Raw genomic sequence first — 22266 nt, forward strand, 5'->3', positions numbered from 1 at the left:
TCACTATGTTTTCTGAATTCGACCTGCGCGAAACCCTGGCCCATTGGCCAGACAGTCATGTCTATCTAGAAGGTGAGACCGCCGCTGACAGCCTTTTGGGCCGTGCTCAGCAATGCCTGCGGGAACTGTTGGGTCAGCGTGGAACAGCCACCTTTATTGATCTGATCGCGCTGTTACGACATTGGCTGCTAGCCCAAGCCAAGGGTGGGGCTCGGGCTTGGCTGCAAGTTCCCCTTGCTCCACCTTGGCCAGCCAGTGAAGTTTGGCACGAGCAGGGCTTTGAAGTGGCGGTGATTGGGGGGGCTGCTCAGGTACGTCCTATCTACCCCCGGTTAGAGTGGCTGGGTGAGCAGCAAGATATATTTGACGACGCGTTCAATGGTGTCGAGGCGCGCCTTCACACCTGGGTAACGGCGGATCCACCGCTACGCACTCTGTTGGGTAAAACAGCGTACACCGGTCCAGGTCAACGTGAGGCAATTCGAGCGCAGATGCACCTGCCCGCAGACATGACGCTAATTGCCAATTTGCCGACTGGTAGTGGCAAGTCGTTGTTGGCCCAGATTCCCCCGCTGTTAGGCGGTCAAGGCACTTTGACCTTGGTGATCGTGCCTACTGTAGCGTTGGCAATCGATCAAGGCCGTCGAATGGCAGAACTCCTTAAAGCTCGCGATTCCCATTGGACGGAGCGCCATCTGTCTTTTCACAGTGGCCTGTCGGTAGAAGAGAGGGCTTCCATCTTCCTCGCCCTGCGCAGTGGCGAGCAGCGGGTCCTTTTCACCTCCCCAGAAGCCGCCACCGGTTCGCTGCGCAGCATCTTGCTCGACTGTGCATATGAAGGTCGTATCTCACACATTGTGATCGATGAAGCGCACTTGGTGGTAACTTGGGGTAGCGGATTTCGTCCGGCCTTCCAGTTGCTGCCTGCCTTCATAGCCAGCCTTCGTCATGCGCGCAATCCTGAATCGCCGCAGGCCATACGTATCGCACTAGCCTCAGCCACCCTTACTCCGCATACCGTCACGAGCTTGCAAGCTCTATTTGCTGGGACTAACGGTCATTGCGTGGTTTCTGGGATTTACCTGCGGCCGGAGCCGCGCTACGCGATGAAGGCGATGGTCTCTCCTGCGGAACAGGTGAATCGCGTTCTGGAAGCGGTGATGAAGTCGCCACGGCCCTTCATCCTTTATGTGACTAGGCCTGATGAGGCTGAGGAATGGACTCGTTTATTGATTGAGAATGGACTGGGTCGGATAGCCGCCTTCACCGGCGACACGCCCCCGCAGCAGCGTCAAACTCTGATCTCGGCCTGGGACGCCAACACGCTCGATGGCATGGTAGCGACTTCAGCATTTGGCCTTGGAGTAGACAAGAGCGACGTACGGACGGTAATTCACGCCACGCTTCCTGAGTCGCTCGATCGTTTTTATCAGGAAGTTGGGCGAAGCGGACGAGACGGCAAAGCCTCTGCAAGTCTGTTGCTTTACACAGAGCAGGATTTTGAACAGGCCAAGGAGATGTCTGGTCCGACGCTGATTGGTAATGAGTTGGGCTATGACCGATGGGAATCTTTGCTCGACGATCCGGCTCGCCCGGTTACGCGGGACGGTGAGATTTGGGTTGATCTCAATCGGCTGAGGGCCAAATTGAGCGTAAAGGGGAGGATGAACCGGATATGGAATCTGCGAACGCTCAACCTAATGGCCACCGCTGGTCTCATCGAAATCACCGCGTTGAGTTCTTTGCCACCCGGTAGCGGTAACTCTAGTGAGGATACGGAGTACAGCGATTCCCAAGTAGCCTATGCGGGCTTGCGAATCCGCCATCCGAATCACCGTGATCGTGCAGTCTTTGAAGAGCAAATGAATGCAGCCCGAACCGGGCTGCTTCTGGCTACGGATAAGGCATTTGATCTGATGGCGCGGACTGCCACGTCTCAAGTCGAGATATCGCATGCACTAGTCCAACTCTATGGTTTGGCACTACCCAACCAATGGGGGCCGGTGACGGCATATTGCGGAGGCTGTAAGCAGCACTGGGCTGGTAATCGCATGCCCCTGCGTCGATTGCGTCCGTTCGTAGCGAGAATCGCCCAGTTTTCACTCCGCATCGAGCAATGGCCAACACTCCAAAGCTTCCCGCAGGACCAGCCTAGCTTGGTGTTTGTTGCGATTCACGATTTGATACGCAATTGCGCTGATAGCCGCTCGTGCTTCGCGTTGATGCTGCAAAAGGTACGCCCCCACTCCTTGCTAGTGCCACAGTCGATTAGCAACGTCCTGGTCGAAGGGCTGATTGAGCAAATGGCAATAACGCGCAGCGACACCTTTGTCGATCGCTTCGACCCTCTCGATTCCATCGCCTTGCATGGGGCCACTGACGAAGTCCGATTCATTCTGTGGGCTGAGTCGAGGATCACGACTCAGGCTGCTACAGCATTGCGTACCTCTCCTAGTGCGATGACTGTCGTCTTTATCGACAGCCAGTTGCCGGACCCGTACCGGCCGGAACGATCTTGGGTTTCCATAATTGCCCATGCAGATGAGGAAATGGTCTTGCGGAAGTTGATTGCATGAGCCTTTTGAACATTACCAATGACGGATTGCCCAACATCCTCGTCGCACTGCATGCGACAGTGTTGCGTGCAGCCAAACCGATTTCCGAAACCGAGTTGCTAGAGGCTGTAGCTCCAAGCGCGCTCGTTGACGACGAAGGGAAACAGGCACGTAACACCTTGAACCGCTGGGTGGAACTTGGATTGTTTGTTCGGGAGGAGGGGCTTGTTTTCGTCAAAGACCGCCTGCCCTCTCGGAACCTCTCCATGCTGGAAGTCTTACCATTCACGCGGCGGATGGCTTGCCGCCAAGCTTTGGCGGAGGAGAACAATCCGGATATTTGGGCTAGCCAAGGTGCTCGGGCTGCCGATTTAACGCGGTCGCTGGCATGGATGCTTGCACAGGATATCTATCGTGCATCCTTCGACCAGTTTGAAATGCAGGAGTCACAGCAGATCCTCGATCCAGAGCGGCTGTTGATGCGCAACTCTGGACGACGGTCTGGCCTTCAATTCTGGGCGCCGTTTCTTGGGTTTAGCCGCCATCCCTTTGCTGCCATTGACCCTACCGTGGCAGTACGTGACGCCTTGAATGAGGTTCTCATACCTGGTTCAGGCATGCCCGCGGAAAAGTTCGTAGAGCGCCTAAGTGCAGTCTTGCCGGTGCTAGATGGAGGTCGCTGGCAGCGAGAGGTCCTAGAGTATGTTGACCTTGCTGCTTTGCCATTGCGCCAGCCTGGGCAGATATCCACGGCATTGTCTCGGGCGCTGCTAAACCTTTGGAATAGCGGTGAATTACTTCCTCAGCAAAAGGCCGATCTCGGCAGTTCCATCACGCTCACTGGCGCTAACGGAGCGCGCAGTGACCTGACCTTCCAATGGATCACGCGGCCGGCGCAAGGAGGCGAGGCATGAGCATGCTGCAACAATATTGGCCGATATCTGACCATGCCGCCGAGTGCCTACGCACGGAGGCTGAAACCGTCGATGAGGCCCTGCTCTTAGCCGTCCATGAGCCAACTACGTTGTTGCGACGGTCGGCTCAGAGTGGGCTTGAGGTATCGGCTGATGAGATCGCCCTGCTGGATGAACTGATGCGCCCCGTTACGGATGGTAGCGCTGTAGTTGTCGCCATTACGGGCGCCTCCGGTGTTGGCAAGTCCCATATGGTGCGCTGGTTGCGCGCCCAGTTGGAGCGACATCCCCGTCGCAAAGAATTGGTGGTCGTTTCGATTCCCAAAACCGCTAGCCTGCGCCGCGTTGTTGAGTTAATCCTCGAGCCTCTCGCCAACGAACAGTACGAAGCTCTAAAGCGTGAACTACAGCGTGCTTCCGAGGCGTTGACACCGTCCACTGCGGCGGAACTTCTGGCGGCAGCCATGGGCGAGGGGTTGAAGGAATACCGTGAGCGTACCGTTGAACTGGTTCAGAACTCACCATCGGAAAACGGTGATCTCAAACCTTTTGTTGCTGTAGCTGAGCACGCTCGCAGTCTGATACTGTCGCCTGAGGCGCGTGACCTCTGGCTGAGCAAGGTGCTGCTTCGTATTGTCGGCGCAAGCTTTGGCGGCACTTCGAACCCAGTAGATCGGCAGTTTCGCGATGTGGACCTGGAGCCACCAGAAGACGCACCAGGGCAAGACCTGCCACATCGAGTGCAGTCGGCGCTAGCGTTTCTAGGCAATGCTAACGGCCGATATCGAAGCACTGCCGCGGAAATCTTGCAGGAAGTACTAGATAATGCTTTGCGCACCGTTTTCCGGGTCACTGAGGCTTTGCAACAAAAGTCCATCCAGGACGTGGTTGATGACATTCGCCGACAACTTCTCACGGATGGAAAGGAACTCGTACTCCTGATTGAGGACTTAGCGGCCTTGTCGGGAATCCAGCAGCCGTTGCTAGATATCATGATTGCCGAGAGCGATGAACACGGACGTCGGGTACGTGCACCGATACGTACTGCTGTTGCCGTGACTGATGGCTTTCTGGCTGGTCGGCAAACCGTCTTGACTCGCGCTAAGGAGCAGTGGGTAGTCCCTAGCGAGGGGCTATCCGAAGAGCTGATTGTCGGCAAACTTGTGGAGTTAACTGGGCGCTACCTCAATGCCGCGCGCTGGGGGGTTAGGTACCTTAAGCGTGAGTTCTCTAAGGCTTCACTAGCCGGTACTGATCTGTATGCATGGGTGCCTACGTTCGATGAGCCGCTGGATACTGATGCTGCGGAACGGTTGGATGCGTTCGGTCGTAGCGGCAGGGGCTATTCGCTGTTTCCGTTCAATGTGAACGCTATTCGCGGCCTTGCCGAGGTTGCAATGAAACTGGGTGGAGTTTGGAACTATAACCCAAGGGCCTTCATTAATGAGGTTCTGCGTAAGACCCTCGCTGAACGGCTCTCCTTCGTGGAAGGGCAATTCCCGCCGGCCGGATTCAAGTCTCCGAGACTGATTGCTGAAGTGCGTACCGAACTGCAGCGCAAGGGATATTCACAAGTTCAGTCGCAAAGGCTTGAAGTAGTACTGCATTATTGGGGCGGCAGACCTACCAGTTTGACGGCTCGTGCGCCTATCTCTAAGGTTGTTTTCGAGACATTCTCATTGCCCTGGCCGTTTGGCACTGCCGGCGCTCCCGAGCGTCAGCCCACGGTGTCGACCACGCCAAGTAACTTAACTGTGGGGACTCAGCAATCTGCTACCCCCGCTGCCTCCTCGCCACCGACTCCCAAAATTGAGTCGACTCTGCCTGTTCCTGATATCTCAGCGTACGCGGATGCGCTTGAAGCATGGACGCCTAACAATCGGTTGCCAAATACATACGCTAGAGAAACGCGCAATCTGATCGCCTCTGCGCTGGACATTCGCTTGGATCTCGGTAATTTCTGCTTGAAAGGCCAGAAAATCGAGGCGAGTTGGTTTTGGTTGCCACCCACGACTACGGTAGGCAATCCCAACAATGGCTTGATCATTCAAGTTGTCGGCCAGGATCAGCCGATTCCGGCTAGTGTCCAGACTGGACTCAAGGCGTTGGCCCGCTGGGAAAAGAACGCAAAGTCTTGGTGTTACGAGGGCGCAGAAGCCGATTATGCGGCGGCTAACGTCCTATTGGAGCAACTGGAAAGCCAAGTGCTACGCTTGCTCAGCACTGAAGCAGAGTGCGACACCGGCATGCTAGCGCGCGCCCTGCACACCCAAAGCCTCCTTCTCGGGCTGAGCTCGCGTGGCCAACCGGATGCTCCTAACTTCAAAGAGTTATTCGCTGCCAGTCCGGATGAGTCGATTTACCGAGACTCGCGTGTAGACTCATCGGTGGCCAGATGTTTGGAAGTCCGAAGTAAGGCAACTGCCGCGCGATCCGAATTGCAGGATCGGTTAAAGCAACTAATCGGATGCTTCCAAGGCGATCGAGGCGGCACGGTTATGGCGATTGATAGCGACCGCCTGCGGCAGGCTTGGAGGGCTGAACTGCCACAGCGGTGGGTCCTAGGGTTGAAAGGCCGCGATCGTCTGAGCGAAGACGCGTCCGATGTGCTTGAGCGTATTTCTACTGCTGGCCTGCCTGCGCTGGCGAGCACTCTGCAGAGCACGATGCAGTCGCTTTTGCCTTTGACAAGCGCTGCTTTTGAAGCTGACCACGCGCGCATAGCTTGGCGCGAAGAGATGCGTCAGTTGGTGAAAGAAGCCTTGGATCTCGCGGCATGGCCATCTGGCATCAAAGAGTCTGAAGTTCACGGCATTATTGGTCGATTATCACTGGACGGAATTGAATCGGTTATCCAGCGGATACATAAAATGAGCATACCGTCGACCGACGAAGCGGCACCTTTACGTCTAGCTGCATTGTGTGCCGTGCCCCTGCCTCGTCTAAGCCAATTGGCGTGCGATGTGTCGGAATTGAACCGCTTCTTCAACAGCCTTAATAGCTCGATCCAAAGCCAGACTCGTTCGGTTGAGTCTGAACATGCACTCGCCCAACGTCATGAACTGATTAAGCGCCTAGAGTGGGAGAGCTGATGTCGACTCTGATTCAAACCTGCGGCCAACTGCGTGTAGGGCTGCAGAACGCCAAAATTGCCAACCAGACCCGCCAGGAGATTTCAGCGCTTCAGCAGCGCCTACGCGAGTGGGGGCGGCACGCGGACACTAGGCAAGCGCTGATGGAAAAGGTCCGCATTGTCGATCCCTACTTACTCGTGCGCGAAGATATCGCCCAAGCTGATTGCAACGTGAGGAGTTTGGCGCAGCAAGCGCAAAAGCTGCTCCTTGCAGGTGGCAATGTGCAGGATTTGGCCACGGATAACCTGTGGATCCGACTGACGGCAGCGGCAGCATCGGCCAATGAGGACGCCCGCAGCGCTGCCCGCGACCAATGGCGCCAATTTATTGAGAGTCTGGGGTATGTGGAAACGCCTTCAGTCTTAGACGGGCGGATGCTCAAAACACCCGCCAACGAGAGCCTTCTGGAGACTTACAGGCAGCATTACGCCAAGTACTCAGCGATTGTCCGCGCTGACTTGCCAGCCAGTGCATCGACTTCGGACGAGATGATCAGCGCAATGAGCATGCTGCAGGGCCTACGAGAGCAACTCAAAGGTACAGCACCAGAGGCCATTCGGTTATTTCTCAAGGCCATAGAGAGTGGAGGGGCTTCATTGGATTTGATTACTCCTGAGGTGATGGAATGGCTCCGGGAAAATGATGACCCCAACCGATTCGTAGTGAAGTCGAAGGCCAATGTGTCATGGCTCTAGCTCCAGATTTGCTGTTGGCCGAACTCGCACTCGATGAGCTTGAGGCGCAGGAAGCGCGCTGTCTGATCTGGGGGTTGATTGACAATGCCCTCAGTCGCGATGAAGTCACGGAGGCGCTTCAACGGGCGCTCAGCGCGCCGAAGGCAATTTCTGCCAAGAATGATCCGAATTGCAGCATTCAAACACCAAAGGATCTGCGAGACCTGTTGGTTGATCGCAATATGTTGTTTCAAGTGCCATTTGCGGGTGATCAGGAGGTGCGCTGGCGTACGCGGATGGCCGAAGGGGTGCGGTTGATCGCCCAACTTCGTCAACTATTTCCCAAGCATGGTACGGACAAGTGGGCCGAAGCCGCCACACTGGTAGCGGACTATCGCTTCCTTAGACGCCCCCGCCGTTACCCCCTTAGAAATGTGGATGGCGCCAGCGTTTATGCAAGGTTGGATGACGTGGTGAAATCGCCGCTATTGCTGGAGGCCCTCAAGGCCTGGCTAGATCATATGGATCAGGGGGGTGGTCTCTCGCAGTTCCAGGTGAAATCGGTTGAACGTATTTTGACTGGCTTGGAGGAGGGGATCTGTCAGGGTACGTTGGTATCCGCTGGGACTGGTAGCGGAAAGACCCTCGCATTCTATCTACCCGCGTTGTCATGGCTGGCCTCCCAACGAGTGCCGCCAGTGACTGTCGGTGGGGTAAGGGTGTTAGCTCTCTATCCTCGTAATGAATTGCTAAAGGACCAACTCGCCGAAGTCTATGATCAATGTCGCAAGTTCGATAGCTGGATCGGACGTCGTGGAGGGCGACCTCTGCGCGTAGGTGTTCTTTTTGGGGACACACCTACGAAGGTCGCCAAGGCCAAATGGCTCAAGCACTCCCAGGGCAAACGCGTACCGTTCTTTAATTGTCCTAACGACAGTCAGCACGGGGAAATGGTGCTGCGCCAAAGTGATGTGGAAAAGGGCCTGGAGCGCATCGTCTGCCCGAAGTGCAGCGCCGTCGTAGATGGACGTACTCTGGCATTCACCCGCGACACAATACAATCTGACCCACCGGACATTCTTTTCACATCGGTGGAAATGCTGAATCGGCATTTACCTAGCAGCGACTTGCGCCATGTCTTTGGTGTGGGTCCTAAGGCCGAACGAGCCCCTGACCTCATCTTGCTGGACGAGGTTCACCTGTATTCCGGCAGTTATGGGGCTCAGGTGGCCTACCTGTTACGTCGTTGGTGGGCCGCCAGCGGGCGGCGCTCTAGTTTTGTCGGGTTGTCCGCTACCATCGCGGAAGGCCAAACCTTTTTCTCCCACTTAACAGGACTGAGTCCAACGGTTGTTGAGGAGATCAAACCGCTAGAGGAAGAGATTGAGGAGGAAGGGAGCGAGTACATGCTCGCTCTGCGCGGTGATCCAGTGTCTCAGACGGCTCTGTTGTCCACGACTATCCAGACGCTGATGCTGAGTGCTCGCTTGCTCGATCCGCCAGGGATTTTTGATAAAAAAGCAATGCCATTTTTCGGTTGGCGGGCATTTGCGTTTACTGATCAGTTGGACGCAACGAACAGACTCTTCAAGGACTTGCTCGATGCTGAGGGACGTTATCATCCTAGTGGCAACTCGAACCTGATTAAACATCCTCGTGGTGGTCTGGCGCTGCTGCGTGATGGATCTACTCCCATCATGGGCACCCCGCGCTACTTCGCCGGGCAAGACTGGAGTGTTCCACAGGCCATTGGCCACGATCTCACCCATCGGCTCGGAGTCGGGCGTACGACTGCATTAGATAGTGGGGTTTGTACTCATACAGAAGTTGTAGTTGCTACGTCTGCTCTAGAAGTAGGCTTCGATGACCCGGCAGTAGGCGTTGTAGTTCAGCACAAGGCGCCGAGAGACATCGCATCGTTCTTGCAACGCAAAGGGCGAGCGGGTCGAACGCGTCACATGCGACCATGGACTGTCGTTGTGCTCACGGATTACGGTCGCGACCGTCTGGCCTATCAAGCCTACGATCAGTTGTTCGATCCAGATCTTCCAGCGCGCCAACTGCCTTTAGGCAATCGCTACGTCCAACGAATGCAAGCGGTCTACGCGTTGCTCGACGAGTTAGGAGACTTAACTTGCCGTGACCAACCACCTCTGTCGGTTTGGCGCGACTTGGCTTACCCAAATATTGAGAGCACACCGCATGGGTGGGACCCGGATGCGTTTGTTTTAGTAAAGCGCCTAGCGGAAGGTGTAACATTCCCGCTCTCTGCGCAGGAGTGGAAAGCGCTCAGGAATCAAGCATGCAGCCTCGCTCCCCATGGGGAGTCAGCTGTTAAGTTTGCAGGTGCCAATTGGTTGGCCAAGCGGTTGCAACACCAGCGTGTTGTCAAGTTGCTGGGTGATCTTCAGGAGAGTCCAGCGAAAGTCGATCGTCTTGTTCGCAGCCTAGCTAACCGATTGGCGCTGACGGTCGACGATATGAATTTGCTCATGTGGAGTCATCCACGTCCGCTAATGCTTGGCGCGATTCCTACAACTGTTCGTCGGCTAGCATCAAACTGGCGTGCAAGTGGCGAACAAGGGAAAGACTACCAAGCGGGCCATCCATTACCGGACTTCATTCCCGCTAGCCTCTTTGCCGATCTAAGTCTGCCGGAAATGCGCATCGAGTGGCTTGCGCGCAATGGCAGCGTTGAAGAGCAGTATCTGCCTGTTCAACACGGTTTAGCTGAGTTTGCGCCCGGTAGGGTCTCGCGTCGTTATGATGATGCCCTTTGGTTGGGCGTTGATGGGCCGGCGCTGGCTCGATTCTTCGCTTGCGGTAGCACCGAAGTGTCTGAGGATGTAGAGGTATCTACATGGTACGACCTCGAGCCTCAAAGAAATTTTGTCGTCCAGGACGACTCCGCCCGAGTGACTTTCAAAGCGTTTCGTCCAGCGGCAGCCCGCCTGTCTTCAGTGGCTCGGGGGGGCAATGGAGCCCCCGAGCTAAGTGACACATCCAACGCTCAGTTGCAGTGGAAATCCTTCCTACAGGCACCCTACCAGGGCGTGCCACTGACCAGTCCGACGCACATTGGGATCAGCCAGCTGATCAAGAGAGTGGTTGTTCACACCCACGCTGAACAATCCAATGCTTTTGTACGCCGCTATGCCGTAAGTTCGCGCGCAGAGTTGCGATTGCGATCTGGAAGTAAGAGCGAGCGCGTCACTGTCGACTGGCAGTTCATGCATTCAGGCCATCCCTGCGGTGTGGGCTTCGAAATTGATGTCGATGCGTTGGTACTGGAGTTGGATTTGCCGCACGATCTCAGCGGCGCCATCGATTGGGATGATCCGCGACGTTTGCGTGCAACTCGTGCAGCTCGCTACAACTGGGAGGCTCGCCAGAGCCCCGAATTCTGCATTGCAGTACCGAATCCATTCTTGCGCGGGTGGGTCGCACAGATTTTCCAAATTGCTGCCCTTCAAGTAGCAATGGCTGAGGAAGTCTCGCTGCGCGACTCCTTGGACTACGTTGCTGACGGCGCCAGGATGGACACGCTACTCAACGTCCTGCAGGCGGTGTTCCAGGTCCCGGATATCGAAAGTAGTGAGGAGGGGGCGGACAAGCTTCGTCAAAAGCTAGATGAGGCTCTGAAGACAGAAGCGGTGCGTAAAGCAGTGCGTTACGCATCTCGCGTACTAGTCGAACCTATTGATGAGGGGTGGAACGACTGGCTCGCCCTGTCGATCCGCGCCACGCTCGGTGCCGCTTGCCTGGAAGCAATACAGCAAGCGTGCCCCCAGATTGATCCCGACGGGTTGATTGTAGACATCGACGTGCGTAGTGATGATGGTGACCCCCAGCCAGGGTTCGAAATTTGGGTCTCCGAGGTCAATCCTGGTGGCAATGGTCTGATTGAGAACGTCGCGGAATTGTTAGCGACTCGCCCCGATAGCCTTTTCCGTCATATCGAGGCGGCCTTAAGCCCGCGTGACTTTGAATGGACAAACACTCAATTGCGCCAGGTAATCCAATGGCTTGGTGGATCAAAGCCGAACTCCACTATTACTGAGGCGGTAATGCAAGTTCGACAAGCGATGAGTTCTGCCGATGCTGCCAAGCATTTAGCCGCTCTGCGGTCCAGTCTAGTAACTCAGGGACAATCGATATTCCACAGCTACAGCGTGGCTCTGAGCATGCGATTGTTGCGGCCGAACACCCCAGACGAGTTGGATTGTCTATTGGCTCTGATCCACGAGCGCTGGGATGCGTTGGAAGCGTTACATAATGTCGAGATAGACGTTAGGGTCGTCTGCGCATTGTTCAGTGCGGATGATTATCTCGATCGGGCATTTGCAAGCGCTGGGCAGGTCCTTCCTTTCGGCAATCGCATGGCATGGCGCTTCGGGGTGCTAATGGGGATATTGTGGCCTCAAGGGCATGCGCTGCGCGCTGTTGCAATGCCATGGTCCAATCGCTTCTCGCCGTTCGCTATAGATACCGAACGGCTCCTGGTGGAGCAGTGGCTGACACCTCGTTCTCAACCGATCGATCCGACTGATCTGGACTGGCAGGAGCAATTGCGAAAATGCTTACTCGCCACTTCGCGTGCGGTTATTTCAGTACCGGCCGCCGATGCCCGAGCACTATTGCCCAAGGTGATCGCAGCCTTGGCGATAGAGCCAATTCAATTTGACTATCTAAACGTCTTCGCTCAACTCTGTGAGGTCAAGCGCCTCGGTGATCGCATCGAGTGGACATTTTCGATACCGGACGCTCTATGACAAACGTACGCCACATTTTCAAGTCGGCCACGACTTCCCCTCAAGCCGCTCGTGATGTTATAGCCATGGTTTTGGCCGAGGAGATCCTGCTTCCCAGCAGGACGCTCTACTTAGCCGCTCCATGGGTTACCAACATTGTTATTTTCGACAATTCAACGGGCAGTTTTGAGGGGCTTAATCCGGAGTGGAGCCGTCGCGGCATTCGTTTGATTGAGGTATTGGTGACTATCGCATCTAACAATACACAGTTAGATATTCGCGTACGACCTGAACCTCACAATAAGCCTTTCGGCAAGCGCTTGCGCGCGGCGCTGAAAGATGCTGGTCTGCAAGATTCGTTGCAATGGTCCGAGATTCCTGATTTTCACACGAAGGGATTGCTCACCGACCGAGTCTGGATAGGTGGATCGATGAACCTCACTGAGCGCGGTATCGGCCTGAACGCTGAATCACTCGTTGTTGATTTCAACCCGCAGACAGTATCTAGCATCCGACTGGAGTTTGCGAACCATGGCATTAGCCTCTAGCCAAATGGTAAACCCCGCAGTGGTAGTCTCTCAGGCCTTACTCAGTCAGTTCTTTTCAGGTCTTAACATTTATGTGAGCCCTCTAGCCTCGTCTAAAGCTCTTAATGGCCAGGCGGTACCTGAGGCCTTGGTTCCAGCTGTCGCCCGCTTTGCGAAAGGCTTCAAGGATCGACCTCTCCTCTTGCCATTTTCTGAGGTTACCGATGAGCGAACCTGTTGGCTGGCCTGTTCGCACGATGAGCTAAGTTCGCGTGAACTGAACGATGAAATGCGTGCTTTCATTGGGCCGAGCTTTGGTGACTTTGAGATTGACGGTGTGGCGCTCTCTATCGCACAAGCGAGCGCGAAAGCTATATTGGCGCAGGCTGGTCTGAATGCGATTGCCTTTTTTGCTATCACGCCGAAGTTTGAGCCGCGCGTAATCAAAAGTTGGCAACGCTACTGGCAACTCTTGGACCAACGCCCGCCCAGGCCCAGGCAGGAACTGCGTACGTTTCACCAGTTGCGAGCGTTGTTTGACCGCGCCTTAGTGGCTAGCAATGAAAGCGCAGCGATGGCAGCGATGGCGGCGCTACGAGACCAGCATGGTCTCAGCGCTGAAAACCGGACCTTCCTGGAAATACGTTTACATTCAGCCTTTGGCCGATGGGATCGAATTCTGAATCATCCCCAATGGGATGACCTTATCAAGGTTCGCTTGCCGCCGGAGACTTACGGTGACATCTGGGACGCGCTCTACGAGACGTTCTTAGCCCAAGTCGAAGCACAGGGCGCCGCCATTCAGTTGGTGAACGCTTTCGCAGAGCGGATTCGGACCATGGCTGCTCCTCTGCTCAAAAGCCGCGGGCGTAGCCGTCGCCCAGCGGCTCTTAAGGGCTTTTTGCTTCATGAGTTGTCTTTGGAACAGCCTTCCGCCGAACTCTGCGTGACCCTGCTAAATGACCTTGGACCAAATGCTTTTGGGCCCGCTTCTGACGCCATCATGGCTATGGCGAAGACCCTGCAGAGCAAGTCCGGAATTGTGCAGGCACTCCATGAAATGGAGTTGGAGCGCTATGAGCAGGCTCTCGCTTTGCTTCTGCCACTGGCCGATTCAGTCGAAGTGTTCCAAGCCCAATTGCGTTGTGCCAAGGAGGTTGGCGATCCTGGCCACGCTCGTGAGGTGCTCGATCGGCTGTCCTTGAGTGCTCCGGACACTGCCGCGGAGGTCCGCACTGCTCGGGCTCGGTTGCTCTCTGATGTAGAGAAGTTGGCCGCTGAGGAAGTGTGCGAATCGCTTCAAGAACAACTGCAGGCGACGCATACGCCGATGGCCGTTGACGACGTCATAGTCTATTGGCGGGAACTGGTTCAGTCGCCCGAGGCTAGTGCTCTGTTGGCCAAGTCCAGTTTCATCCAGTCGTTGTTGTCGAGCGTAGAGGACTCTGCTCTCGACTCGTCGCCCTTGTTCGAATCCCTATTTCCTATTTGGTTTGACTGGCTCATCGTCCAAACTCCACCCTCGAGCGTGCTTAGTCAACTCTATTTGGGGTTCATTGAAGCCTTAAACGTGCGAGACCGTCTTGGAGATAGTGAGCGAGAGATGATCAGGCTGGCACTCCGACATAGTCTAATCGCCGGATTGACGTCGTCTGAATACACAGGACTTATAGAAAGGCTTGCTACTGTATTGTCCAGTCCGCTGTCGCCACGCGAAGCCGCATGGGCATTGGACGTGACAGATTTGTTGGTTATGCATCCTTGTCGTGACGAGGAGGCGCGCCTGCGGTGGACTACTAGGATCGTTCAAGCTGTGACCCATTGCTGGACCCGACTGTCTCTTGCAGAGCGCGGCCTGCTAAAACTGCTTGTACAAGAGTTTGGTCTTGAGTTCCCCAAACGACTCGACGACGAAGTGGATGAAGCAGAAAAAGCTCGAACAGACGTCAGGGTCCGTATCTTCCTTTACAGCTTGGACATTCAAGCCATTCGACGTGCAGCGTTAATACTTGAAGAGGCTCTCCCATTGGCCAAAATTGAGATCAACTCTGATGAGGTATGTAGCACGCGCCTGAAGAATGGAACTCGTAATGCAGACTGGGTAGTGTTTGTTTCAGGGGTCGCTACCCATCAGGCTTTCTTTTGCATCAAGGCTGCATTGCGGCCCGATGCAGCGTTACTTCAAGTTGAAGGGAGCGGTACGACTCGCATCGTGGATTGCGTGATCAATAAGAGTCAGATTTCGTGAGAAGTCACCTTGTCCAACGCAACACACAACGGTCACCACTGAGGCGACGCTCGACCATCACGGCGCAAAGGCTAGGCACTGAACCTTCGAGTTGCTTACGGATAAACGCACATAGGTTTTCGATTGTGGCCGGCCCCAGATCCTGCACCTCGTCAAGTAATCGGTGATCGAGCATCTCGCGAACGCGGGCAATCTCGCTCCGTAGGTAGCCCAGATCAATGAGCATCCCGGAGTTGGCATCTGGTTGACCTGCGACGGTGACCTCCGCTTCATAGGTATGTCCATGGATGCGCCGGCTACTCTCGGTCTCTATGCCACGATTCAACGTATGGGCAGCCTCGAAGTAGAACCGCTGCGACAATTCGCAGACTGTGCCATTCGAGTTGACCATAGGCTCAGCGGCGGACGAAGGATAGGGGCGAGCAACTGCAGGCGTGGACATCATCGGATCTCCAATATCTTGTGTGTTTGCACGGACAGTCGCCACGTGGTGTTGGCTTGACAATAAGCAATCGCAGACCGAGTGTTTTGGCGTTGCAATGGACCATCCATTGGTTGCAATAGGTAGTACTTAAAGTTGTTGGTTGTAATGGTGTCGGGCAGCAGTCCCGGCTGTGGGTAAACGAGTTTCAATTCGTCACCGCTTCGCTGTACCCACTCTGTACCAGCCTTGGGGCTGACACAGATCCAGTCGATCCCTGCAGGCGCCGCGATGGTGCCATTAGTTTCAACGGCCACCTCGAAATCTTGGTTATGAAGTGCGTCGATCAGCGCGTCATCGACCTGCAGCAAGGGCTCGCCCCCTGTGAGCACGACATAACGGTGCGCTTGGCCAACCGGCCACTGCGAGGCAATTCGCTCGACCAAGTTCTCCGCGGTCAGGTACTTGCCACCCAAGGTTCCGTTCGTACCCACAAAATCGGTGTCGCAGAACTGGCAAACAGCTTGGGAGCGGTCGGCTTCTCGGCCACTCCAAAGATTGCACCCTGCAAAGCGACAGAACACTGCTGGTCGGCCCGCTCGAAGCCCTTCTCCTTGCAGGGTGTAGAAGATTTCTTTGATGCTGTAGGTCATGCGTTGTTATCTCGCAGGAATGCTTCGAAGCCGGTTCGGCGCAACTCGCAAGCGGGGCAGTCGTTGCAACCATATCCCCAGTCATGTCGACGCTGACGATCACCCAGGTAACAAGTGTGGGTTTCTTCCTGAACGAACTCGACAAAGCCAGTTCCGCCGAGTTCTTTGGCCAACTCCCAGGTTTGTCTTTTATCCAGCCACATCAAGGGTGTCTCGATAACTAACGGCATATCCATGCCAAGGCCGAGCGAGACCTGCAGCGACTTCAGCGTGTTGTCTCGACAATCTGGATAGCCTGAGTAGTCCGTTTCACACATTCCACCCACAAGCACACTAAGCCCTCTTCGATAGGAGATGGCTGCAGCAAAGGTGAAGAACAGCAGATTACGTCCGGGAACGAAGGTGTTGGGGAGTCCGTTCTTTTCAAACTCTATGGTTTTCTCACCTGTCATCGCTGTATCGCTGATCTGTCCGAGTAACCTGAGGTCAAGCACGTGATCCTCACCGAGCCGCTTAGCCCAGTTCGGAAATCTCTTCCGTATCTCCTGCAAGATATTTATCCGGCACTCAAGTTCTATTTCGTGCCTCTGGCCATAATCAAAGCCAATGGTCTCGACGTACTCGTAACGTTCCAGCGCCCAAGCAAGGCAGGTGGTGGAATCTTGTCCGCCTGAAAAAAGAACTAAGGCTTTGCTGTGCATACTGCTCTCCTCTGGACTGGCTCTGATTTAGCGCCGTTTCAGTTCTTGCTTGAGTTTGTCGGTCAGATACTTGGTGAGCAACCCGATATCAGTGGGCGTGTTTTGGATGCCGTTCCAGGGGCGTCGGTCGGTTGCAGAAATGTGCCATTCGCCACTTGTCCACGCCGTATGAGGTTTCAAAAGTTTTAGACCTTTGATAAATCCCTCCTTGCTGGTTGTGCCTTGATCGGAGTAAAGCAACTCCATAACGAAACTCAAGGAAACCAAGCCCGCCCCGTGCTTCAAGCGAGAATTCCTAGGCGCTAGTCCCTCCCATTCCGATTTGAAAACTACACGCACTGCATGGAAGAAGTTATTGATAAGTTCAATGCTGCGCCCCTCAAAGTCATCAAACTTCATGAAGCTACGAATCGCGCCATCATTCGCAGAGTTCATCACGAACTTCTGCATCGCCATGTCGCTTAGTACTCCTCTAGGATTCGTATGTTGTTTGATCTCGCCAAATAGAGAGGAGTTAGGCAGAAAATTCAACAAGTCAATAATACGAGCAGCGAATTTACGACTGGTGAACCGTTCGGGCAGTCCGTCAACAGTCGGTAAAAGTTCATAGATCAGCGATTTTGGCAGCGGCCTCGTATTGTTGACCAGCACAAACTGCTGCCGCAGTTCGTTGTAGTCTTTACAAATCAATGCAGATACAAATACCTGGAATCCAGGTTTTTCCATCGTCGCAAGGGCGCTGAGTCGTTGTTGTCCATCGACCACGAAGCCTGGTTTGGATTCGGTAGTATCAATAACGATTTCTACAATACCCTCGCCGAGGTCTTTAATCGTGACCCCATCCAGAAAGGCCAAGATGATTGCATTAGGGAGCAATGCATCGTCGCGCTGAAGATAGTCACGAATATCTCTGATGTGCGACGCGACTTGGTGGCGCTGAAAACCTTTGAGGTGGCCTTCTTCATCGCGGCCGACTCTCTCAATTTCAGAAAATTCTAAAATTTCATTTGGGGTGGCCGCAAACGAAAATACATCATGCTCGGAGGCCTGTTGGGCGCGCACACCCTTAAATCGATAGATCATTGTTTCGAAAGTTCCAGAGTTTTCTGAAGGTGGCGGTGGTACACGCCTAAATTATGAAATCCGCGTCTTTTGTTTCGATTGCTGGCTCGAAAGATAATAGTTTCGATACCTACTGACTGACAAATCGAACATTGGCATTTTTGCCACGGTTTATCTCTCAGTGTGGGTGAGATTAGTCGGACATGCTTGGCGATTTCTTTTTCCATTTCTATTGGTGATAATATTGTGCCGGATAGAGTCAGTCGGAGATAGTCTACTAGTACGGCTAAGGTAGAATCAAAGTCGAGAAGATTTTTATCGTAGTCACGGATCGCTAGCAGCGCCGCTTTTTCTTTGGTTTGTAACTCTTCTGCGCTCAGAGTGCCTTTTTTAATTCCTTGCATCAGGCGTGGATTTTCAATTGCCTGAGGAATACGGATGGCAGTGTAATAATCCAGTTTGGTTGTATTGTTGCCCATGTAGTAATTACACTTTGCATCTTTAAATGCGCGTATAAGGGGGGAGGTTGAGTCAAAGCTGGTAATGCCATAACCAGTGAATTCATGGATGTTCTCAGCTTTAGCAAAACCCAGCAGATGAATATTTGTCTCGGGCTTCAGGACCGCTCGAAGCTCTTTCAAAACCTCATGGATTTGATCGACTTTCAAAGGTACTAGACCTCCGATCGCCAAGTAGCGATAACCCATGTCTTCGAGTTGTTTTGCAGCGTTCGCCATGCTTTGAGGGGACCAACCCTGTACCGCTCCAAGAGGTTCGAAAGGCCATTCCGCCTCCTTCACTAAACGCAGAAACTCTTGTGCGTTTTTGAGCGTAATTTCGTACCGAAACAGCACATCTTCCGACTGGCTCAGCGCTGGAGGATTACTAGAGTCGCAGTTGAATATGATATGGTCCGGCGAGCAACCGTGGGTGAATCCCGCATCTGAGTAGAACTCTACTACTTCACTTGGGCTATACGCAGGGGTGGGGTGCTCTACATAGGCGAAAGCCCCGCAGTCACCTAGGACCATAGTATCTTTGAACTGAATGCCATCAAGTCGTAGAAATTTGCGCGCGCCTTCTCTGAGGAAGCGTTGCTGCTCGGAAGTCGAGTACCGAACCTTTGAATTAGCGACGCCATTTGCAGGTCGCACTGCACTCATCGAGACCAAGAGCCCATCATAGGGGACGGGGGTCATCATTTCGTGCGCATACTGGTCATCCCAGTATCTCTTCCGGCCCGGCGCATTTCGATCGTTGATGAAATCGTAGTCCGGGTCTACGTAGTCCTGGGTGTCGGCGTATAAAAATTTCATTGGTGAGCGCTGGTCATATAGAGGCGGATCAAGGTTTCTTGCAGCGCCTTGATATCTTGAGGGGTACTTTGGATTTCATTCCACTGGACATTAATCATCGGCCACTGACCTGTTGTCCATGCGCAGTAAGGGGCTACTCTGGCCAGTTCTTGTAGCACGGCTTCGTAGGTTTCGCGCTGACCACCGATTTTGGCGTAGATCCGATCCATAAGCACTCCCATGGCGATGATCCCCGCTGAGTGCATGAGTCGACTGCTCTTGGATTCAAGTGCCCACGCCTCTGGAAACGTATCACGCACTGCCCGCCAGAAGGTCGTCAGTAGGTTGTACATGGACTCAACGTTCGCCGCACCGTCGGTGCTGGAGGTGTAGGGAGCCAACGCCCCCAACGGATTACTGATGCTATTGCGGATCATCGTTATTACAGCGGTGTCAGTGATCACTGCTTTGCTATTTTGCTCGGACGATCGCTTTATGAGTTTGTGAAAAGGGGAGTTGGGATCGCGGCTAAGAAGCCCGCACAACTCAGCTGGTGCCTTGCGAGCACTCAGTTCGCGGGGTAAAAGGATGCTGCCTGTCTCCGGCAGCAGTTCGTTGATCAGTCGAGTGGGCAGGGGTTTGGCCTTGTTGACCAAAATAAATTGCTCGCGCTGGGTCGTCAGGCTATCGGATACAAAACCGATCACTGGCACAGGAAGATCCGAATTGGCTGCTTTCGCCAACGCCAATGAGCGCTGTTGCCCATCCACGATCCAGGCAGACCTCATTCCTTCCTCCCTGATAGGTATCGTCAGCGTACCCGCTTGCGAAAGCCCCGCGTCGCCTGTCGGCTTGCTTCCGCGTGCTGCAACAAAGCGTAGGTCAGGAGACAGCGCTAAGATAATTGCATTGGGAAAAAGTACATTTCCCTGATTGAGGTACTCAGTGATCCCTTTGACATGACTCTTAATCTCGGGGCGCTGAAAACCCTTGAGGGGACTGCTATCTTCTCGCGACAGGCGGCTGATGTCGGCAATTCGGACCAGGTCAGATCCCCTGATGAATAATGCATACACATCAAGGTTGTCGCCTTGCGTGGTGCGTAGTGCGCGCACCACAATCGCATCTTCGCTCGTCATGCTTTGCTCTCTATGCTGTCTTGACCTTTGATGTCCTGCCAGATCCTCCGAAAGCGCGACTGCTCGCACGACACCAGGGCGTCGTCCCTTAAGTAGCGTAACAATCGGGTGGAACTGCCTTGGTAGTCAGCCCACACACACTCAAGCATGTAGGCAATTTCACTGTCGGATGCGCGCCGCCGGATGGTCGTTTTTGCTAGGGATAAAAGATCCATCGCCGCGCTGACGCTCTTTCGAGCGATTTCGGCCGGAGCACTCGACAGTTCAAGAATCTCAATGAAATGACGCAGGGCTCTCTGAGGGAAATCGTTGCGAGTGCCTGGTAGTGTTGAGGTTTCAAGGCGTTCGTCATAGGGCATCGCGATGCGTCGTAAATGGCTGGGAAGCATCTCGATGCCTGGGCGCGAAGTGAATATTCTAAGCTTGTCGATCTTCGTTTCCCTGATTTTTCCAAGGTCTTCGCCTATCAACTGCACATAGTTTGAAGAGAGGGCAATGAGCACCAAGTCGATGTCGGGTTGGCTGACGAGGTCCGCTAGGGCGCTTCCCTTTGATTGGGTGACATTTACGGCTTCCCACCAATCTGACGCGCGCGCACCCAATTTTTTGAGACGTGGGATGATAGAATTCGGATCCTGAGCCACCGTCAGGTTGTACGGTGGACATCTCTGATCGCCTTCAATCAACCCTAAGCCGGTCGACGCAAACATTAGCTTCGCGTCCAACTTCGTTGCTACGCGCCTCGCGTCAGAAACGCTTCTACCCACGTAAAGTGAAGATGCCATCAGAGTGGTGGGACGCTCGTCTATCTGCCCCTTCCACGCCTTTGCCATGGCAGCAATCGATGAATAACACTCGTCGTTCAGTACCACCGGCGGCAGGCCGTCGAGACGTTTTCGATTGGTGCAGTTGGTGATGATGACGGTTCTCATGGGAAAACTGTAGGCCTGTTTTGACGGGGGTTGCATTTATCTGAGGCTGACAATTTACCATTTAATAACTGTATGGGCCAATGCGCTTAGGCTAGTTTTTATGCGGAAGGATTGGTATAAGAGCCTTAATACTGCTGCTACATACCCCTCTTTCTGGAGGGCGTTTGATGAAGGAAGAGACTCATTGCTTAAGTTCAGCGCAATCAAGGCGTTACAGAGCCCAACCCATCAAGTGGTATCGTTTGCGGCTACCGTTGAGCAGATTTTGGCGATCGCTAGCATCGACCGAGTCAAGCGTGATGACCGTGGTGCCCTTCATGGCTTTCAGCGGCCACAGGTGTCCAAGCACATACGAGAGATCCGCGACTACCTCTCCCGTCCCGATGCGGTAATGCCCAATGCTGTGGTGCTAGCGTTTACCAGTGGAGTTCGGGTGGCGGAAGGAGATGGAGCCTATGCAGAAATTGAGGTGGATATTTCATCCGGCCCTCCTGGGTTCGTTGTGGATGGCCAGCAGCGCCTATCTGCGTTAGCTGGGCTCGAGGGGAGTTCATTCCAGTTATTGGTGTCTGCTCTTGTGTGTGAAAATCAGGAAGAGCTTCGCCGGCAATTTATTCTCGTCAACAACACCAGTCCGTTACCGAAATCGCTGGTATATGAACTGCTCCCGTCTGTCAGCGGCCTTCCATTCAGAATGACTTCCCGCGCCCGCGCAGCACGCATCGTGGAAATGCTGAATTATGACGATCGATCTTCTTTGCAAGGTCAGATTAAGCAGCATACCAATCCCTTAGGAGTCATCGGCGATACGTCGCTCCAAAAACTGGTAATGAATTCCCTATCAGACGGTTACTGTCGGGAGGTGATTGAGTTGCCGGGAGGTGAAGATCGGTGTTTCTTGGCCATCAGTGAGTTTTTCCAGGCGGTCCAGGAGGTGTTTGGAAATGCTTGGCATGGTCATACACCTAAAAGTTCTCGTCTAGTCCATAGCGCGGGGATTATTTCTATGGGGTTCGTCATGGAACAGTTGTGTGCTACAGGAGCACCACTGGCCCCAGTATTCAAGTTAGGCCTTAGAAAGCTACAAGGATATACAGCTTGGACGCTCGGTTCGGGAGAGTGGTCCTTTAAAACAGGCAGCCGGCCATGGAATGGCGTTCAAAATTTACATGGTGATATTCATCTTTTAACTGATCATTTGACCAGGGTAGTTCGAAGTTCGGAACTCGTACCTAGCTAACAGGGTTAATTACTATTATT

At 54.0% G+C, this 22266-nt stretch carries 15 protein-coding genes; 8 read left to right on the forward strand and 7 right to left on the reverse strand.

Going from position 1 to position 22266, the window contains the following annotated elements:
• The first annotated feature begins 5 nt into the window (after positions 1-5).
• The 7 genes from dpdF to dpdD are packed head-to-tail and all read left to right on the forward strand — an operon-like array spanning position 6 to position 14803.
• Positions 6-2576, forward strand: a complete 2571-nt coding sequence (gene dpdF / locus BM416_RS14650) for a protein DpdF (RefSeq protein WP_175539064.1) — start codon at positions 6-8, stop codon at positions 2574-2576.
• A complete protein-coding gene (gene dpdG, locus BM416_RS14655) occupies positions 2573-3469 on the forward strand; it encodes a protein DpdG (protein ID WP_092488523.1) in 897 nt (298 codons plus the stop codon). Before dpdF ends, dpdG begins: the two co-directional genes overlap by 4 nt.
• Positions 3466-6561, forward strand: a complete 3096-nt coding sequence (gene dpdH, locus BM416_RS14660) for a protein DpdH (RefSeq protein ID WP_092488524.1) — start codon at positions 3466-3468, stop codon at positions 6559-6561. The genes dpdG and dpdH overlap by 4 nt, the downstream gene beginning before the upstream one ends.
• The gene (locus BM416_RS14665; RefSeq protein ID WP_092488525.1) at positions 6561-7298 is read left to right on the forward strand and encodes a hypothetical protein; all 738 of its coding nucleotides are present in this window, start codon (positions 6561-6563) and stop codon (positions 7296-7298) included. The genes dpdH and BM416_RS14665 overlap by 1 nt, the downstream gene beginning before the upstream one ends.
• On the forward strand, positions 7289-12049 hold the full coding sequence (gene dpdJ / locus BM416_RS14670; RefSeq protein ID WP_092488526.1) for a protein DpdJ: 4761 nt from the start codon (positions 7289-7291) through the stop codon (positions 12047-12049). The genes BM416_RS14665 and dpdJ overlap by 10 nt, the downstream gene beginning before the upstream one ends.
• Positions 12046-12576: a phospholipase D-like domain-containing protein DpdK gene (gene dpdK / locus BM416_RS14675; protein ID WP_092488527.1), complete on the forward strand. Its 531-nt coding sequence runs from the start codon at positions 12046-12048 to the stop codon at positions 12574-12576. Before dpdJ ends, dpdK begins: the two co-directional genes overlap by 4 nt.
• The gene (gene dpdD / locus BM416_RS14680; RefSeq protein WP_092488528.1) at positions 12560-14803 is read left to right on the forward strand and encodes a protein DpdD; all 2244 of its coding nucleotides are present in this window, start codon (positions 12560-12562) and stop codon (positions 14801-14803) included. The genes dpdK and dpdD overlap by 17 nt, the downstream gene beginning before the upstream one ends.
• A gap of 4 nt (positions 14804-14807) precedes the next feature.
• Here dpdD and BM416_RS14685 read toward each other — a convergent pair whose 3' ends face one another.
• The 7 genes from BM416_RS14685 to BM416_RS14715 are packed head-to-tail and all read right to left on the reverse strand — an operon-like array spanning position 14808 to position 21006.
• Positions 14808-15245 (reverse strand): 6-carboxytetrahydropterin synthase, encoded by a 438-nt coding sequence (locus tag BM416_RS14685; RefSeq protein ID WP_218190219.1) that lies wholly within the window; start codon positions 15243-15245, stop codon positions 14808-14810.
• Positions 15245-15877, reverse strand: coding sequence for a 7-carboxy-7-deazaguanine synthase (gene queE, locus BM416_RS14690; RefSeq protein WP_092488529.1), 633 nt, complete (start codon positions 15875-15877; stop codon positions 15245-15247). The genes BM416_RS14685 and queE overlap by 1 nt, the downstream gene beginning before the upstream one ends.
• The gene (queC, locus tag BM416_RS14695) at positions 15874-16578 is read right to left on the reverse strand and encodes a 7-cyano-7-deazaguanine synthase QueC (protein ID WP_092488530.1); all 705 of its coding nucleotides are present in this window, start codon (positions 16576-16578) and stop codon (positions 15874-15876) included. The genes queE and queC overlap by 4 nt, the downstream gene beginning before the upstream one ends.
• 27 nt (positions 16579-16605) lie before the next feature.
• Complete coding sequence (dbpB, locus tag BM416_RS14700) at positions 16606-17661, reverse strand: DGQHR domain-containing protein DpdB (RefSeq protein ID WP_092488531.1); 1056 nt, start codon at positions 17659-17661, stop codon at positions 16606-16608.
• Positions 17658-18956 carry a tRNA-guanine transglycosylase DpdA gene (gene dpdA / locus BM416_RS14705; protein WP_092488532.1) on the reverse strand — a complete coding sequence of 433 codons (1299 nt, stop codon included), beginning with the start codon at positions 18954-18956 and terminating at the stop codon, positions 17658-17660. Before dpdA ends, dbpB (BM416_RS14700) begins: the two co-directional genes overlap by 4 nt.
• Entirely contained in the window at positions 18953-20074 is a 1122-nt protein-coding gene (gene dbpB, locus BM416_RS14710; protein WP_029290753.1) for a DGQHR domain-containing protein DpdB, read from the reverse strand. The genes dpdA and dbpB (BM416_RS14710) overlap by 4 nt, the downstream gene beginning before the upstream one ends.
• Positions 20071-21006: a hypothetical protein gene (locus BM416_RS14715; protein ID WP_139237748.1), complete on the reverse strand. Its 936-nt coding sequence runs from the start codon at positions 21004-21006 to the stop codon at positions 20071-20073. Before BM416_RS14715 ends, dbpB (BM416_RS14710) begins: the two co-directional genes overlap by 4 nt.
• A 184-nt stretch (positions 21007-21190) precedes the next feature.
• Here BM416_RS14715 and dbpB (BM416_RS14720) point away from each other — a divergent pair, with 184 nt between their 5' ends.
• On the forward strand, positions 21191-22246 hold the full coding sequence (dbpB, locus tag BM416_RS14720; RefSeq protein ID WP_256577519.1) for a DGQHR domain-containing protein DpdB: 1056 nt from the start codon (positions 21191-21193) through the stop codon (positions 22244-22246).
• Positions 22247-22266: the final 20 nt, after the last annotated feature.

The organism is Pseudomonas sp. NFACC42-2, from assembly GCF_900116055.1.
Classification (GTDB): Bacteria; Pseudomonadota; Gammaproteobacteria; order Pseudomonadales; family Pseudomonadaceae; genus Aquipseudomonas; species Aquipseudomonas marginalis.